15 protein-coding genes and 2 tRNA genes are annotated in these 16,178 nt (G+C 31.7%); all 17 read left to right on the top strand.

The window, feature by feature from the left end; translation table 11 throughout:
• Positions 1-46: 46 nt before the first annotated feature.
• The 17 genes from ABNT61_RS07130 to ABNT61_RS07050 all read left to right on the top strand — a co-directional run bounded on the left by ABNT61_RS07130 (position 47) and on the right by ABNT61_RS07050 (position 16,174).
• Positions 47-121: transfer RNA gene (locus tag ABNT61_RS07130), tRNA-Val, on the top strand.
• A gap of 55 nt (positions 122-176) precedes the next feature.
• Positions 177-254 (top strand) — tRNA-Val (locus ABNT61_RS07125).
• 132 nt (positions 255-386) lie between these two features.
• Positions 387-1,355 carry a Gfo/Idh/MocA family oxidoreductase gene (locus ABNT61_RS07120; protein WP_348745392.1) on the top strand — a complete coding sequence of 323 codons (969 nt, stop codon included), beginning with the start codon at positions 387-389 and terminating at the stop codon, positions 1,353-1,355.
• Between the two features lie 5 nt (positions 1,356-1,360).
• A complete protein-coding gene (gene wecB / locus ABNT61_RS07115; protein ID WP_348745391.1) occupies positions 1,361-2,398 on the top strand; it encodes a non-hydrolyzing UDP-N-acetylglucosamine 2-epimerase in 1,038 nt (345 codons plus the stop codon).
• Positions 2,399-2,494: 96 nt separating this feature from the next.
• Positions 2,495-2,926, top strand: a complete 432-nt coding sequence (locus ABNT61_RS07110; protein WP_348745390.1) for an adenylyltransferase/cytidyltransferase family protein — start codon at positions 2,495-2,497, stop codon at positions 2,924-2,926.
• A gap of 3 nt (positions 2,927-2,929) precedes the next feature.
• Positions 2,930-4,252 (top strand): UDP-glucose/GDP-mannose dehydrogenase family protein, encoded by a 1,323-nt coding sequence (locus tag ABNT61_RS07105; protein ID WP_348745389.1) that lies wholly within the window; start codon positions 2,930-2,932, stop codon positions 4,250-4,252.
• Between the two features lie 18 nt (positions 4,253-4,270).
• Positions 4,271-5,260 carry an SDR family oxidoreductase gene (locus tag ABNT61_RS07100; RefSeq protein ID WP_348745388.1) on the top strand — a complete coding sequence of 330 codons (990 nt, stop codon included), beginning with the start codon at positions 4,271-4,273 and terminating at the stop codon, positions 5,258-5,260.
• Between the two features lie 3 nt (positions 5,261-5,263).
• A complete protein-coding gene (locus ABNT61_RS07095; protein ID WP_348745387.1) occupies positions 5,264-6,541 on the top strand; it encodes a nucleotide sugar dehydrogenase in 1,278 nt (425 codons plus the stop codon).
• 22 nt (positions 6,542-6,563) lie between these two features.
• Positions 6,564-7,691, top strand: a complete 1,128-nt coding sequence (gene wecB / locus ABNT61_RS07090; protein WP_348745386.1) for a non-hydrolyzing UDP-N-acetylglucosamine 2-epimerase — start codon at positions 6,564-6,566, stop codon at positions 7,689-7,691.
• Positions 7,692-7,695: 4 nt separating this feature from the next.
• Entirely contained in the window at positions 7,696-8,907 is a 1,212-nt protein-coding gene (wecC, locus tag ABNT61_RS07085; RefSeq protein WP_348745385.1) for a UDP-N-acetyl-D-mannosamine dehydrogenase, read from the top strand.
• A gap of 3 nt (positions 8,908-8,910) precedes the next feature.
• Positions 8,911-9,927 (top strand): polysaccharide biosynthesis protein, encoded by a 1,017-nt coding sequence (locus tag ABNT61_RS07080; protein WP_348745384.1) that lies wholly within the window; start codon positions 8,911-8,913, stop codon positions 9,925-9,927.
• Between the two features lie 5 nt (positions 9,928-9,932).
• Entirely contained in the window at positions 9,933-11,024 is a 1,092-nt protein-coding gene (locus ABNT61_RS07075; protein ID WP_348745383.1) for a DegT/DnrJ/EryC1/StrS family aminotransferase, read from the top strand.
• Positions 11,021-12,088, top strand: coding sequence for a DegT/DnrJ/EryC1/StrS aminotransferase family protein (locus ABNT61_RS07070; RefSeq protein ID WP_348745382.1), 1,068 nt, complete (start codon positions 11,021-11,023; stop codon positions 12,086-12,088). The genes ABNT61_RS07075 and ABNT61_RS07070 overlap by 4 nt, the downstream gene beginning before the upstream one ends.
• A gap of 8 nt (positions 12,089-12,096) precedes the next feature.
• Positions 12,097-12,771, top strand: a complete 675-nt coding sequence (locus ABNT61_RS07065; protein WP_348745381.1) for a hypothetical protein — start codon at positions 12,097-12,099, stop codon at positions 12,769-12,771.
• A 3-nt stretch (positions 12,772-12,774) separates the two neighbouring features.
• Positions 12,775-13,464, top strand: coding sequence for a formyltransferase family protein (locus ABNT61_RS07060; RefSeq protein ID WP_348745380.1), 690 nt, complete (start codon positions 12,775-12,777; stop codon positions 13,462-13,464).
• 24 nt (positions 13,465-13,488) lie between these two features.
• A complete protein-coding gene (locus tag ABNT61_RS07055) occupies positions 13,489-15,000 on the top strand; it encodes a lipopolysaccharide biosynthesis protein (RefSeq protein ID WP_348745379.1) in 1,512 nt (503 codons plus the stop codon).
• Position 15,001: 1 nt separating this feature from the next.
• Positions 15,002-16,174, top strand: a complete 1,173-nt coding sequence (locus ABNT61_RS07050) for a glycosyltransferase family 2 protein (protein ID WP_348745378.1) — start codon at positions 15,002-15,004, stop codon at positions 16,172-16,174.
• The last annotated feature ends 4 nt before the right edge of the window (positions 16,175-16,178 follow it).

The following is a 16,178-nucleotide window of genomic DNA, read 5'->3' as shown; positions in this document are numbered from 1 at the left end:
TCGGAATTCAAAACTGTGTTATATTTGCATCCGCAATAGCAAACGAGGGCGCGTAGCTCAGTTGGTTCAGAGCACTTGGTTTACACCCAAGGGGTCAGGGGTTCGAATCCCTTCGCGCCCACAAAAACTCAAAAGCTAAATTGCATACAGGTTTACCGAATCCTGACAAAAATTTCGGGCGCGTAGCTCAGTTGGTTCAGAGCACTTGGTTTACACCCAAGGGGTCAGGGGTTCGAATCCCTTCGCGCCCACCAAAGCCTTCAGATTTTCTGAAGGCTTTTTTGTTTTACTACATTATATTGTTTGTATTAGTTTTTGTAGGTTTGTTGTAGGTGCAAGTATCGTCAATATTACTTGATCTTTTGAAATTAAATTTATATAACTCAATGAAGAAGTTTGCGTTAATTGGTTTAGCGGGATATATCGCTCCAAGACATTTAAAGGCAATCAAAGATACTGGGAATGAATTAATTGCTGCGCTTGATAAGTTTGATAGTGTTGGGGTAATGGATAGTTATTTTCCGAATGCAGATTTTTTTGTTGAAATTGAACGATTTGATAGGCATTTAGAAAAACTTAAATACGAGAGAGGACAAGTCCTAGATTTTATGAGTATTTGTACTCCTAACTACTTGCATGATTCACATATCCGAATGGCTTTAAGAAGAGGAGCAGATGCAATTTGTGAAAAACCTTTGGTTTTGAATCCTTGGAATATAGATGCTCTGCAAAAAATGGAAAAAGAGTCGGGTAAAAAGATTTGGAATGTGTTGCAATTAAGAATGCATCCAAGTATAATTAAGCTTAAAGAAAAGGTTGATAATGCGCCAGTAGATAAAATTTTTGATATAGATTTAACGTATCTTACTTCAAGAGGTAATTGGTATTACACGTCGTGGAAAGGTGACGAATCAAAATCGGGAGGTATAGCTACGAACATAGGTGTTCATTTTTATGACATGTTGTCTTGGGTTTTTGGCGAGGTTAAAGCTAATGTTGTTCATGTTCATACTCATGATAGAGCTGCTGGTTATTTGGAGTTTAAAAGAGCTCGAGTACGATGGTTTTTATCTATAAATCAAAATGCGTTACCTGAAGAAATTAAGAAAAGTGGTCAAAGAACTTATAGGTCGATAAAAATAGAAGGGGAAGAGTTAGAGTTTTCTGGCGGTTTTACAGACTTGCACACAAAGGTGTATGAAAGTATTTTGGAAGGTAATGGCTATGGGCTTGAAGATGCAAGGCAAGCGATAGAGATTGTGCATGAAATCAGGAATTCAAAGCCTGCTGGATTGAAAGGGGAATTTCATCCATTTGCCAAAAAAGATTTAGAAGCTCATCCTTTTAATAGATAATCTTGATGAAAATTATTGCAATAATAGGAGCAAGACCACAATTTATAAAACATTTTCCTTTTGAAAAGGCTTGTGTGGATAGGTTAGATTTAAAAACTATCCATACGGGGCAGCATTATGATGAAAATATGAGTGCTATATTTTTTAAGCAGCTTGGTATGAGGAAGCCAGACTATATGCTTAATGTGGGAAGCGATAATCATGGTGCCCAAACAGCTAAAATGATGGTTCAAATTGAGAAAATTCTTTTAGAAGAGAAACCAAACGGTGTTGTGGTTTATGGTGATACAAATTCTACTTTGGCAGGTGCGTTGGTAGCTTCTAAATTGCATATTCCAGTTTTTCATATTGAAGCAGGATTAAGGAGCTTTAATAAAAAAATGCCCGAAGAGATAAATAGAGTACTTACCGATCATGTTTCGAGTTGTTTGTTTACTCCTTCAAAAATAGCGTCTGCTAATTTAGAGAAAGAAGGATTGGTTGAAGGTGTTTATGAGGTAGGTGATATCATGAAAGATCTCGTGGTTTATGTTGAAGAAAATGAACTTCTAAAACCTTTTAAAGAAGAAAGCTATTATTATGCTACTCTCCATAGGCCTTATAATACGGATGATGATTCTAGGTTGAGGTATGTTCTAGATTCACTAAATAGTCTGAATAAAAAGGTTGTTTTTCCTATTCATCCAAGAACAAAGAATAATATGAGTGTTTTTGATTTGAATATTGAAAAATTCACAAACATTGAATTTATTTCTCCTCAATCTTATATAGATAATTTATCATATCTAGTTCATTCTGAGGGATTAATTACAGATAGTGGAGGTATGCAGAAAGAGGCGTATTGGTTAAATAAAAAATGTATTACGTTAAGGACTGAAACAGAGTGGGTAGAAACACTGATAGGGGGGAATAATATTCTTCTTTTTAATGACCTTTCAACTTTAGATAAAGAATTGGTTACTGTTGGTGAGAACTGGAATGAAGAACTTTATGGTGATGGCACTGCTTCTGAAAAAATTGTTTCTAGAATATTAAGTTATTAATTTCTTATATTACTATAAAATAAAACTAATAAAGTATAAAAAAACTTTAGTTTATAGAATAACTTAATATATTTGTTCATTAAAAGAGAAAAGAATATGAAAGTAGGTATAACTTTTAGCGCATTTGATTTACTTCATGCAGGTCATATCAAGATGTTAGAAGAGGCCAAAAGGCAATGTGATTATCTCATATGCGGTTTGCAAACGGACCCAACTCTTGATAGACCTGAAAAAAATAGACCAGTTCAATCTGTTGTAGAAAGGTATATTCAGTTAAAAGGATGTAGATATGTTGATGAAATTGTTCCTTATGCTACTGAACAAGACTTAGAGGATGTTCTAAGATCCTTTCATATTGATGTTAGGATAATAGGAGATGAGTATGCGAATAAAATGTTTACAGGAAGAGATTACTGTGAAAAGAAAGGTATAAAACTATATTTTAACAAAAGAGAGCATAGATTTTCTAGTAGTGGCCTTAGAAAAGAGGTTCATGAGAAAGAAAGTTTAAAAACTAAGGATAATTAACTTATGAATATAGCTGTCATTGGTACAGGTTATGTTGGACTAGTATCAGGAGCCTGTTTTTCTGAAATGGGAAATAGAGTTACTTGTGTAGATATTAATCAAGAGAAAATAAATAAACTTCACGAAGGGATTATTCCAATTTATGAGCCGGGATTAGAAAAAATGGTTCTTAAAAATGTTGATAATCAAACCCTTTTTTTTACTACAAATTTAGAAGAAGCTATTAAAAACGCTGAAGTTGTTTTTATAGCAGTTGGTACTCCTATGGATGAAGATGGATCTGCAGATCTGCAATATGTACTTTCCGTGGCTAAAGAAATTGGAGGGAAAATGACGAAAGATTTAATTGTTGTAGATAAGTCAACAGTTCCGGTTGGTACTGCTGATAAGGTAAAAGAAACAATCCAACAGGAATTGAATAAAAGAGGAGAGAATTTAAAAGTAGAAGTCGTTTCTAATCCTGAGTTTTTAAAAGAAGGAGATGCTATTAATGATTTTATGAAGCCTGATCGAGTTGTTATTGGCGCTCAAAGCGATAATGCTTTTAAAAAAATGAAAGAGATTTACAGCCCCTTTTTTAGAACTCATGACAGATTTATTACAATGGATGTAAGATCGGCGGAGATGACTAAGTACGCAGCAAATGCTATGTTAGCGACGAAAATATCATTCATGAATGAAATTGCTAATATTTGTGAAAAAGTAGGGGCAGATGTTAATAATGTCCGTATTGGAATTGGTTCAGATAGCAGAATAGGCTATAGTTTTATTTATCCTGGAGTGGGTTATGGAGGTTCTTGTTTTCCAAAAGATTTAAAAGCATTACAGAAAATCGCTTCGGAGAATAACTATAATGCACAACTTATTAATTCTGTTGATGAGGTAAATAGTCGTCAGAAATTAGCAATTGTAGATAAGATTGTAAATATGTATGGTGAAAACTTAACAGGAAAAACTTTTGCACTTTGGGGGTTAGCTTTTAAACCTGGGACTGATGATATGAGAGAAGCCCCTTCTTTATATACAATTAATGAATTAGTGGATAGAGGAGCGATAGTTAAAGCATATGATCCTAAAGCCATGGATGAAGCGAAATCACATTATTTAAAAAATGTTAGAAATGTTAATTATGGTGAATCAAAATACGAGATTTTGAAGGATTCGGATGCTTTGATTCTACTGACTGAATGGAAAGAATTTAGATCTCCAGATTTTGATGAAATAAAAAAGTTATTAAAAGAGCCTGTTATATTTGATGGTAGAAATCAATATATAGCTTACAACCTGGAAGAAAAAGGAATAACTTATCAAAGAATAGGGAAATAAACTTCTGCCAAAGAACAAATGGAATTACAAAATACACTTAATAATAAAAAAATTCTTGTAACTGGGGGTGCTGGTTTTATAGGTTCTAACCTTTGTGATAAGCTTTTAGGTTTAGGTAGCAAAGTAATTTGCTTGGACAATTTTGCTACAGGTAAGAGAAGAAATATAGAACATCTTTTTGATAACACTAATTTTCATTTTATAGAAGGAGATATTAGGAATATAGAGGACTGTCAAAAAGCAGTTGAAGATGTTGACTATGTATTACATCAAGCAGCTTTAGGTTCTGTCCCAAGATCTATCAAAGATCCTATAACTTCAAATGACGTAAATGTTGGAGGTTTCTTGAACATGTTAGTTGCTTCCAGAGATGCTGGTGTGAAAAGATTTGTTTACGCTGCAAGTTCATCGACTTACGGTGATTCAGAATCTTTACCTAAAGTGGAGGATAATATTGGAAAGCCATTGTCACCTTATGCGATAACAAAATATGTTAATGAGTTATATGCAGATGTTTTTTCTAAAACATATGGATTGGAAACTATCGGATTACGATATTTTAATGTGTTTGGAAGAAGGCAAGACCCTAAAGGAGCCTATGCTGCGGTTATTCCTAAATTTGTAAGTTTATTAATGAAAGGTGAGTCTCCGACTATTAACGGGGATGGTAATTATTCTAGAGATTTTACTTATATAGATAATGTAGTTCAAGCAAATTTATTAGCATTATCCTCAAAAGATTCTGATGCTATTAATACTGTATATAATGTAGCATTTGGAGAAAGAAATACTTTGCTAGATTTGGTTAAGTATTTAAAGGAGTTTCTATCAGAATTCGATAAGAATATTCAAAATATTAAAGTGAATCATGGACCAACTAGAGTTGGAGATATCCCTCATTCACTAGCAAGTATAAAAAAAGCAAAACAAAAACTTAAATATAACCCTAAATACTCTTTGCAGGAAGGATTAAAAGAATCTGTTAAATGGTATTGGGAAAATTTATAAAATATGAATCAACCGAAAATAGCTATTATTGGATTAGGATATGTTGGATTACCTTTAGCCAGATTATTTGCAACTAAATATCCAACCGTAGGTTTTGATATAAATGAAGAGAGAGTTGCAGAATTAATGTCAGGTACTGATTCGACTCTTGAAGTTGAAAATGAAGTTCTTCAATCAGTTTTAGTTAAAGAACCTAATGACGAAAACGGATTGTTTTGTTCCACATCTATAGAGGATATTCGAAATTGTGATTATTATGTAATTACAGTCCCTACTCCAGTTGATAAAAACAATAGACCAGTTTTAATTCCTTTAATAAAAGCGAGTGAAACAGTAGGGAAGGTTTTAAGTGAAAATAATATTGTTATATATGAGTCAACCGTATATCCTGGAGCAACTGAGGAGGAATGTATTCCAGTTTTAGAGAAAGTTTCTGGCCTAAAGTTTAATACAGATTTTTATGCAGGATACTCTCCTGAAAGAATAAATCCAGGAGATAAGAAACATACGGTTGAAAAAATTCTAAAAGTTACTTCTGGTTCTACTCCTGAAATAGGAAAAAAAGTAGATGATTTATATAATTCTGTAATCACAGCTGGAACGCATTTGGCTCCAACAATAAAGGTTGCAGAAGCGGCAAAAGTTATAGAGAATTCTCAAAGAGATATTAATATAGCCTTTGTAAATGAGTTGGCAAAGATTTTTAATCTTATGGATATTAATACACATGATGTTTTAGCAGCAGCGGGAACTAAATGGAACTTTCTTCCTTTTAAACCTGGTTTAGTTGGAGGTCATTGTATAGGTGTAGATCCTTATTACTTGGCTCAAAAAGCACAAGAGTACGGTTACCATCCAGAAATTATTCTTGCAGGTAGAAGATTGAATGATAGTATGGGAGACTATGTTAGTTCTGAAGTTATAAAGTTAATGATCAAAAAAGATGTTCATATAAAAGGAGCTAATGTCTTAGTTTTAGGAATTACATTTAAGGAAAACTGTCCAGATGTTAGAAATACTAAAGTAGTTGATGTAATTCAATCTTTGAAAGAATATGGAACTAATGTCACAATTTATGATCCTTGGGCTAATGAAGAAGAAGTAAAAGAAGAATATGGACTTACATCAACTCAAACATTACCATCTGGTAAATATGATGCCGTAGTACTTGCCGTAGCTCATGAAGAATTTAAAAGTATCGATTACTCCTCAATAGGTAATGAAAAGTTAGTGATCTACGATGTAAAAAATATTTTGGTAAATAGTGATAAGTCACTTTAAGAACCCAGTAAAAAATAGATCAATGAAAATTAAAAATCTGATAATTTTTGGGACTAGACCAGAGGCTATAAAAATGGCCCCTTTGGTAAAAGAGTTCTTAAAGGATACTCAAAAATTTGAAACGAAGGTTTGTATTACTGCTCAACACCGTGAGATGTTAGATCAAGTTCTTGAATTTTTTGAAATAACTCCAGATTTTGATATGGATCTTATGAAGCCAAATCAAAATTTATATTCACTGACAGCAGATATTATAACTGGTTTAAAACCAATATTAGAAGAGTTTAAACCTGATTATGTTTATGTGCATGGAGATACTACAACTACAATGGCTTCAAGTATTGCCGCATTTTATTCTGGAGCAAAAGTTTGTCATGTAGAAGCTGGATTAAGAACTTTTAATAAAAGATCTCCTTTTCCTGAGGAAGTTAATAGAAGCGTTGCAGGAAGTATTTGTGATTTTCATTTTGCTCCTACTAAAGTCTCAGAGAAGAATTTATTAAATGAAAATATCGATAAAAAAAGTATTTTGATAACAGGTAATACTGTTATTGATGCTTTACATTTTAGTTCAGATAAAGTTAACTCTTCTGATTACTCTGATAGTGAGACTGAAAAATTAAGAGAAATTGTAGACTTTAATAAGAGAATCATTTTAGTAACTGGTCATAGAAGAGAAAATCATGGTGACGGATTTATTAATATTTGTTCAGCTCTTAAGGATTTGGCGAATAAAAATGACGATGTTCAAATAATATATCCTGTGCACTTAAATCCTAATGTACAGAAACCAGTTTATGAACTTCTAAATAATATTGATAATATTAAATTAATTGATCCATTATCATACCCTGCCTTTGTTTGGTTAATGAGTCAATCTTATTTAATTATTACAGATAGTGGGGGTGTACAAGAGGAGGCTCCTAGTTTAGGGAAACCGGTGCTTGTTATGCGTGACACAACGGAAAGACCAGAGGCTGTTGATGCAGGAACTGTAATTCTAGTTGGAACACAAAAAGATAAGATAATTACAGAAGCTCAAAAATTAATTGATGATTCAACAATTTATAATGTTATGAGTGAATTACATAATCCTTATGGAGATGGTAATGCTTGTGAAAAAATTGTTCAATTTATAAAAGAAGTATAGTAAAATGAAAAATCCAGAAGTTGTAATGATTGGGCTTGGGTATATTGGATTACCTACAGCTGCATTAATTGCACAAAATAAAGTTGAGGTTTTTGGTGTTGATATCAACCCGAAAGTAGTAGAAACAGTTAATAAAGGTGAAATTCATATAGTTGAACCAGAATTAGATCAAGCAGTTGCTAAAGCAGTTGAGAATGGATTTTTAAGAGCTGGAACAAATCCAGTAGCTTCAGATACTTACATTATTGTTGTTCCAACACCTTTCAAAGGTAAAAATGAACCAGATATTTCTTTTGTTGAATCAGCAACAAGAGGAATATTACCGTTGTTAAAAGAAGGAGATTTATATATCATAGAATCGACTTCTCCAATCGGAACAACTGAGAAAATGCGAGATCTTATATATGAAGCTCGCCCTGAGTTGAAAGATAAGATTTATATGGCATATTGTCCAGAACGCGTTCTTCCAGGTAATGTAATGTATGAGCTTGTTCATAATGATAGAGTCATAGGAGGAATAGATGATGAATCAACAAATAAAGCACTTGCTTTTTATAAAAGGTTTGTCAACGGAGAATTACATAGAACGAATTCACGAACTGCTGAAATGTGTAAACTTGTAGAGAATTCATCTCGTGATGTACAAATAGCATTTGCAAATGAATTATCCCTGATTTGTGATAAGGCAGATATAAATGTTTGGGAGCTTATTAATCTCGCTAACAAACATCCAAGAGTTAATATATTACAGCCAGGTTCTGGGGTAGGAGGACATTGTATTGCAGTCGATCCTTATTTTATAGTTTCTGATTATCCTATGGAATCACAAATTATTGGAACAGCAAGAAATGTGAATAACTACAAATCCTTTTGGTGTGCAGAAAAAATTCAAAATGCAAAGTTAAAGTTTGAATTAGAAAATAGACGCAAGCCTAAAGTGGCTTTAATGGGACTAGCTTTTAAACCAAATATTGATGATTTAAGAGAGTCTCCAGCGAAATATATAGTAAATAAGGTTTTACAAAATGATAGTAATGGAGATTATTTTATTGTTGAGCCAAATATTGAAAAGCATAATGTTTTTAAATTAACAGGAGTTAATGAGGCAGCTGAAAATGCCGATATTATTGTGTTTTTAGTGGCTCATGAAGAGTTCAAGAAGATTGAGTTGTCTTCAGATAAATTAGTTTTAGATTTTTGTGGTGTAATAAAATAAATTATGTTTAAAGATAAGGTATTATTAATAACAGGAGGAACAGGTTCTTTTGGAAATGCAGTTTTAAATAAGTTCTTAAAATCTGATTTAAAAGAAATTAGAATATTTAGTAGAGACGAAAAGAAGCAAGAAGAACTAAGGATTAATTATAAGAATGATAGATTGAATTTTATAATTGGTGATATAAGAGACTTTGATACTATTAATAGAGCAATGATTGGAGTAGATTATGTATTCCATGCAGCAGCTCTTAAACAGGTCCCTTCTTGTGAGTTTTATCCATTAGAAGCCGTAAAAACAAATATTTTAGGAGCAGAAAATGTTTTAGAAGCCGCTGCAGCTAATAATGTTAAGAAGGTGGTGGTTTTAAGTACAGACAAAGCAGTTTACCCTATTAATACTATGGGGATGTCTAAAGCTCTTATGGAAAAATTAGCCATTTCTAAATCTAGAGATTCTAGAGTTAAAGGCAATGGAGGAATTATATGTGCTACAAGATATGGTAATGTTATGTGCTCAAGAGGATCTATAATTCCGTTATTTATTAAGCAAATAAAAGAAGGTAAGCCTCTAACAATTACAAACCCCGATATGACTAGATTTATGATGTCTTTAGAGGATTCAGTAGATTTAGTATTGTTTGCATTTAAAAATGCAAATCCTGGTGATATTTTCGTTCAAAAATCTCCTGCTGCAACAATTGAAGTATTGGCAAAAGCATTAAAAGAATTGTTTGAAAGTGAAAATGAAATCAAAATTATTGGAGCTCGACATGGTGAAAAAATGTATGAAACACTTTGTGCGAAGGAAGAAATGTCGAAAGCTGATGATATGGGAGATTTTTATAGAGTTCCTGCTGACCTTAGAGATTTGAACTATACTAAATATCGCACAACAGATGGTCCTAAATTAAAGGATGTTGAATATAATTCAGATAATACAGAAAGATTAAATGTAGAGCAAATGAAAGAATTATTATTGACTCTAGATTATGTGAAAAATGAGCTTAAAGATATATAGAAGACATGATACCTTTAATTAAAACTATCTTACCGCCTAAAGAACAACTGTTAGAAAAGCTAGGTGAAGTATTATATTCTGGTTACATTGCTCAGGGATCCTATGTAGATGAATTTGAGAAAGAATTTGGAAAATTTAACGGTAGTAAAAATAATTTATCTGTAAATAGTGGAAGTTCAGCTTTACATATTGCGCTAATACTAGCAGGTGTGGAGCCTGGAGATGAAGTGATTTCAACAGCCATTACAGCTGAGCCAACGAACACGGTAATTTCTCAAACAGGAGCGAAAATTGTCTGGGCTGATATAGATTTAAAAACAGGTAATTTATGTCCTGATAGTGTTGAAGCAAAAATTACGAATAAAACCAAGGCAATAATGGTGGTTGACTATGCAGGAACACCAGTGAATGTAGAAAGATTTTTAGAGATTGAAAAAAAGTATAACGTCTCTGTAATTCAGGATTCGGCTCATGCACTTGGAGCCACATATAATGGGCAAAAATTAGGAAATCATTTTAAGTATACTACTTTCTCATTTCAGGCTATTAAGCATATGACTACAGTTGATGGAGGAATGATATGTATTAAAAACGATGAGGAGTTCGAAAGAGCTAAACTTATAAGATGGTTTGGAATAAAAAAAGGTATTAGTAGATTAGAGAACGATATAAAAGTTCAAGGATATAAATATCACATGAATAATGTAAATGCGGCAGTTGGCTTATGCCAATTGGAGCAGATAGAAGGTGTTATTGATAAATATATAGCTAATGGAAAATATTTTGATCAAGAATTGAAAAATATTGAAGGTATCGAGTTAATGGAGTATTATCCTGGTTCGCAGCCATCTTATTGGTTATATACGATGAAAGTTCAAGAAAGAGAAAAATTTATAAAGCATTTATCAGATAATGGTATTATGGCTTCAGAACTTCATAAAAGAAATGACACACATTCTATATTTTCTGAATCTAAAGTAAAACTTCCAAATGTAGATAAATTTGAAGAAGAATGGGTTCATATTCCATGTGGATGGTGGGTCGAAGAAAAAGATAGAAAACATATAGTTGACATTATAAAGAAGGGTTGGTTATGATACCAATATTTAAACCATACATGCCTGAAAATATTTCTGAAGAAATACAGAGTATACTTTATTCAGGGAAACTTTCTTATGGAAAATACGGTAGGAAGTTCGAAGACGAATTAAAAAAATTTACAGGGAATGAATATGTGCTGTCAATCAGTACATATAATCAAGCTTTGTTGGTTGCTCTTTCAGCGTTAGATATAAAACCTGAAGACGAAGTTATTGCTTCACCTGTTAGTTGTTTAGCTTCGAATCAACCATTTGTTTCTAAAGGGGCGAAAGTTATCTGGGCTGATATTGATCCTACTACAGGAAGTATGTCTGTTGAAGACGTGAGGAAAAAAATAACCACTCGAACTAAAGCTATATTCCATAATCATTATTGCGGGTACTTAGGAAATATTAATGATTTAAATGATCTAGGAAAAGAATATGGAATCCCGGTTGTTGACGATAGTATAGAAGCCTTTGGTTCCGTTTTTAATGGAAAAAAAGTCGGTAATTTAGGAACAGATATTACGGTTTTCTCTTTTCAAACAGTACGACTACCTAATACCATCGATGGTGCTGCATTAACTTTTAATGATCCAAAGTTATACGAAAAAGCAAAAAGAATTAGAGATTATGGGATCGACAGAACAAAATTCAGAGACGAATTAAATGAGATAAATCCTGAATGCGATATTAGTTTGGAGGGATACGGAGCATTAATGAATGAAGTGAATTCATTTATTGGTTACAAGCAGATGGATGATGTTGATAAATTAATTGCGAAACAAAGAGAAAATGCATCTAAATGGGACTCCATAGTTAACGATATAGAGAATTGTGTTCCTTTAAAAGTTAATAAAGACACAAACCCTAATTATTGGGTATATGGTGTTTTGGCTAATAATAAAAGAGAACAAATTAAATCCTTTAGAAACAAAGGATTCTATGCAACAAGTGTGCATATCAATAATAACATTTATTCAGTTTTTAAAAATAAATCTAACTTAAAGGGAGTTAATGAATTTATGAATAAATTCATTGCTATACCTTCAGGTTGGTGGACAAACATAGAATTATAACTACAAATATGAAAGCAATATTTCTAGCCTATAGAGAATGGGCATTAGATGTGTACAACCCATTAAAGAAAAATCCAAAATTAGAAGAATTAGTTCTATGTAAAACACATGAAGAATTATTAAGTCTAAATATAGAGGATTATGACTTATTAATTTCTTGTGGTTGGAGTGATGAGTTAGGAGATGAAGTAACATCGAAAATTGAATCGATAGGTGTGCATTGCGCTGAATTAGATAGATATTCTTATGGAACGCCAATACAAAATCAAATAATTGATGGTTTAACATTTTCTAAACATAGAGTTTTTAGTTTTACTTTTGATAATGAATCAGAAAGAGCACATACACATAATTGTTTGTACTCCCATGAAGTAGTGCTAGATTTGTCGGGGAATATGGACGATATATTATATCAAATGACTTCAACGAGTATAGTCTTGTTTAATATGTTTGTTAATGATTACCCTAATAATATTGAGTGGAAAAAATGGCCTTCTGAAGATATAGTTAGAGAGAAAAGGAAGCCTTTAGATAGTCGATTAACAAAAAATGACCTTCAGAGTATGAATACAGAGGAATTATATAATTTTTTCCGATGTTTAGAAGCACCATATCCGAATGGATATATTGAAGATGAAAAAGGGAGGCTTTATATTGAAAGAGTTAAATATGTAAAGAAGTAAGCTATGAATGTTATTTTTTGTGGTTACAGAAATTGGGCAATCAATATAATAAATACTGTATCGAAACATCCAAAAATAGATTCTTACAAAATAATTCATTCTAAAGAGGAATATGATAATGAAAAACATTCTTTTAAAGAAGATATAGATTTTATCCTTTTTATTGGATGGAGTTGGATAATTCCAAGAGAGGTTACTGAAAAATATTTATGTGTAGGGATTCATCCTTCGGATTTACCTCTGTTTAGAGGAGGATCGCCTTTACAGCATCAGATAATTCAGGGAATAAAAGAAAGTAAAGTTACATTAATGACTCTTTCTAGCGATAAATTAGATGGAGGACATATTTGGTGCAAAGAAGATTTAAGTCTAGAGGGAGATTCTATGGCAAATGTCTTTGAAAATCTAGAGAATAGCTCCATAAAATTGTTGAATAACTTTATTGAGAACTATGATGAGATTGAACCAGTACTCCCTAAGTTAGAAGAAGGAACTTATTTTAAAAGAAGAAAACCAGAAGAAAGTGTATTATCGTTTGAGCAAATAAAATCAATGGAACTTGAAGAGCTTTATAATTTTATTAGAAGCCTTACAGATCCTTATCCTAATGCATGTCTGGTAGATGCAAAAGGGAATAAGTTATTTTTTAAGGAGGTTAGTTTCGAGAAAGCCAAAAAAGATAATCAAAGCTAGTCGGAAAGCTTAGTGTTGACGAAGATGAAAAAAAACATAATAGCTAACTTTTTAGGTCGTTTTTGGGGAGTTTTTTCTAATTTTATTTTCATTCCATTATATATACAATATTTAGGATTTGAAAATTATTCTTTAATTAGTTTTACTTTAATAATTGCAGGTATAATGGGGGTTGTTGACGCAGGGTTAACGAGTACTTTATCCAGAGAATTTGCAAGAAAAGATAGAACAGATGATTATAAATTAAGAGTATTTAAAACTTTAGAAAGTCTTTATTTGACAATTTTTATATGCTGTTCTGTTGTTGGTTTTTTTTTGTCAGATTATATTATTGACTACTGGATTAACTCAGAAGGAATTAGTAGGGAAGTATTGTTATTTTCAATTCGAGTGGCAATCGCTGAAATAGGACTACAATTACTTTTTAGATTCTATAAAGGAGGCGTTTTAGGGTTAGAAAGACAGGTAAAAGCGAATGTTTACCAAGTTTTGTGGGGAGTAGTAAGAAATGCATTAGTTGTTTTACCGATATATTTTTATCCACAAGTAAAAGTGTTTTTCGTATGGCAATTACTTTCGTCCATTATTTTTGTTGCAATAATCAGAAGAGCTTTGATTAAAATGATCTCCAATAAAGAAGGTTTTTTCTTTAAGCCTAAAGTAGAGAAAGATATTTTAAAGGAAATATGGAAGTTTGCATCAGGTGTATTATTAATAGCAATTGTTGCTAGTGTAAATACACAAATGGATAAGTTTGCGATAAGTAAGTTTTTAAGCTTAGAATATTTAGGATATTATACAATTGCATATTCCCTTGCTCGAGTAATTGGAGTTTTAGTTAATCCCATATCTGTTGCGATATTGCCTAGATTGACGAGTTTATATTCAACAAAAAAAAATAAAGAAGCAACTCAGTTATTTAATAAAATTAACCTCATCACTACGATTATAATTATTTGTATAATGTCTGTAGTTATGCTTTTTGGGAAAGAGTTAATTTGGATTTGGACAGGAGATATGGAATTGGCGGGAAAATCAAGCTTTGTAGTTGCTGTTTTAGTTATAGGATATTCTTCGTTAGCTTTACAGATACTTCCCTATAATTTAGCATTAGCCAATGGTTATACCAAGTTAAATAACATCATAGGAATTATAAGTCTAATAATTACAATTCCAGGCTATATTTTAACAACTCAAACGTTTGGAATGAATGGAGCGGCTTATTTGTTTTCTGGTGTTCAAATAGTTATTTCCATTTTTTATATATTAATATTATCAAAAATGTATTTGGTAATTCATAACAGTGTTAAGTACTATTTTCGAATGTATTTAAATCCTATTGTTTTAATTGTAGCATTAACATTTTTTCTACATAAAATACCGTTTACAAGTGAAAATAGATTCCTATTTCTTATTTGGATAGGATTTGTTTTTTGTATTGTATTTGTTACCTCAATATTAGTGCTAACACCAGCCCAAATTAGAGACATCACAAGAATTAAATATATTTTTAAAGGCCTAAAGAATAAAAAATAACATGATCGATCAAAAACCAATAATATCTATTGTAATACCTACAAGGAATAGGCAAAAATATGCTTTATCTTGTGTTAAAAGTATTTTGAGTATTCCAGATGATAGATTAGAGATAGTTTTGCATGACAATAGTTTAGACAATAGTTTAGAATATAGTATCCAAGAATTAAGAGACTCTAGGGTTAAGTATTATTACAACGATTCGGAAATGTCAACAGTTCATAATTTTGATTACGGTATGGATTATGCAACTGGTGAATATATTTGTTATATCGGGGATGATGATTGTGTTACAAAAGATATAGTAAAAATATCAGAGTGGGCGTTAAAACAAAATTTAGATGCTTTAATTGGTACGTATCTAGTTAACTATAATTGGCCTAAAAAAGATAAATCGAGTTCTTTTACAATTTACCCTTTTAATAGTAAAATTAAAAAAGTTAATGTAAAATCAGAGTTGACAGATTTTTTACAAAAAGGAGGAGTATATTATCTTAAACATGATTTACCTAGAGTATATCATGGAATTGTAAGAAAGCAATGTTTTGATAAAGTAAAAGACAAATTGGGATATTATTTTGGAGGGTTAACACCAGATATTTTTGCTTCTATATCAGTTAGTTGTGTTGCTCAAAATGTTATGAAAATTGATTATCCTTTGACTGTAGCTGGAAGTAGTAGTGAGTCGGATCAAACCCATAGAACAGATAAAGCAAGAAATACTAAACTGAAAGACGCTCCTCATTTTAGAGGAAGAGGTGAATATACCTGGTCTGAAATAATTCCTGATGTATATTCTGGAGAAACTATTTGGGCAGAATCCAGCATAAAAGCTTTGGAAGAAATGGGCTGCTCTGGAATAATAAAAGCTAACCTGAATAAAATAAATTTACTAGCCACGATTCTAAAGGCAAACCCGCATCAATTCGAAGAGGTTTATAATTATGCCGAAAGAAAATCCCTTGATAAAGAATACTCTAGTCTAAAAGTAAAAGTTAGTTGGAAAATCTATGCGATGAAGATTAATGACTTTTTATCTAAAGTTAAGAATAGATTTATGAAATTAATTTTTGCTCAAAAAACAATAAGAGTTTTTGATTTAGAAAATATTGAATTAGCTGTTGATTATTTAGAGAATTATTTAGAAAAGAGAAAACCAAAGTTCTTAAAGTAAAAAA

This window comes from Tenacibaculum sp. 190524A05c, assembly GCF_964036595.1.
In the GTDB taxonomy this organism is placed as follows: domain Bacteria; phylum Bacteroidota; class Bacteroidia; order Flavobacteriales; family Flavobacteriaceae; genus Polaribacter; species Polaribacter platacis.
This window is presented reverse-complemented; position numbering and strand designations above follow the sequence as displayed.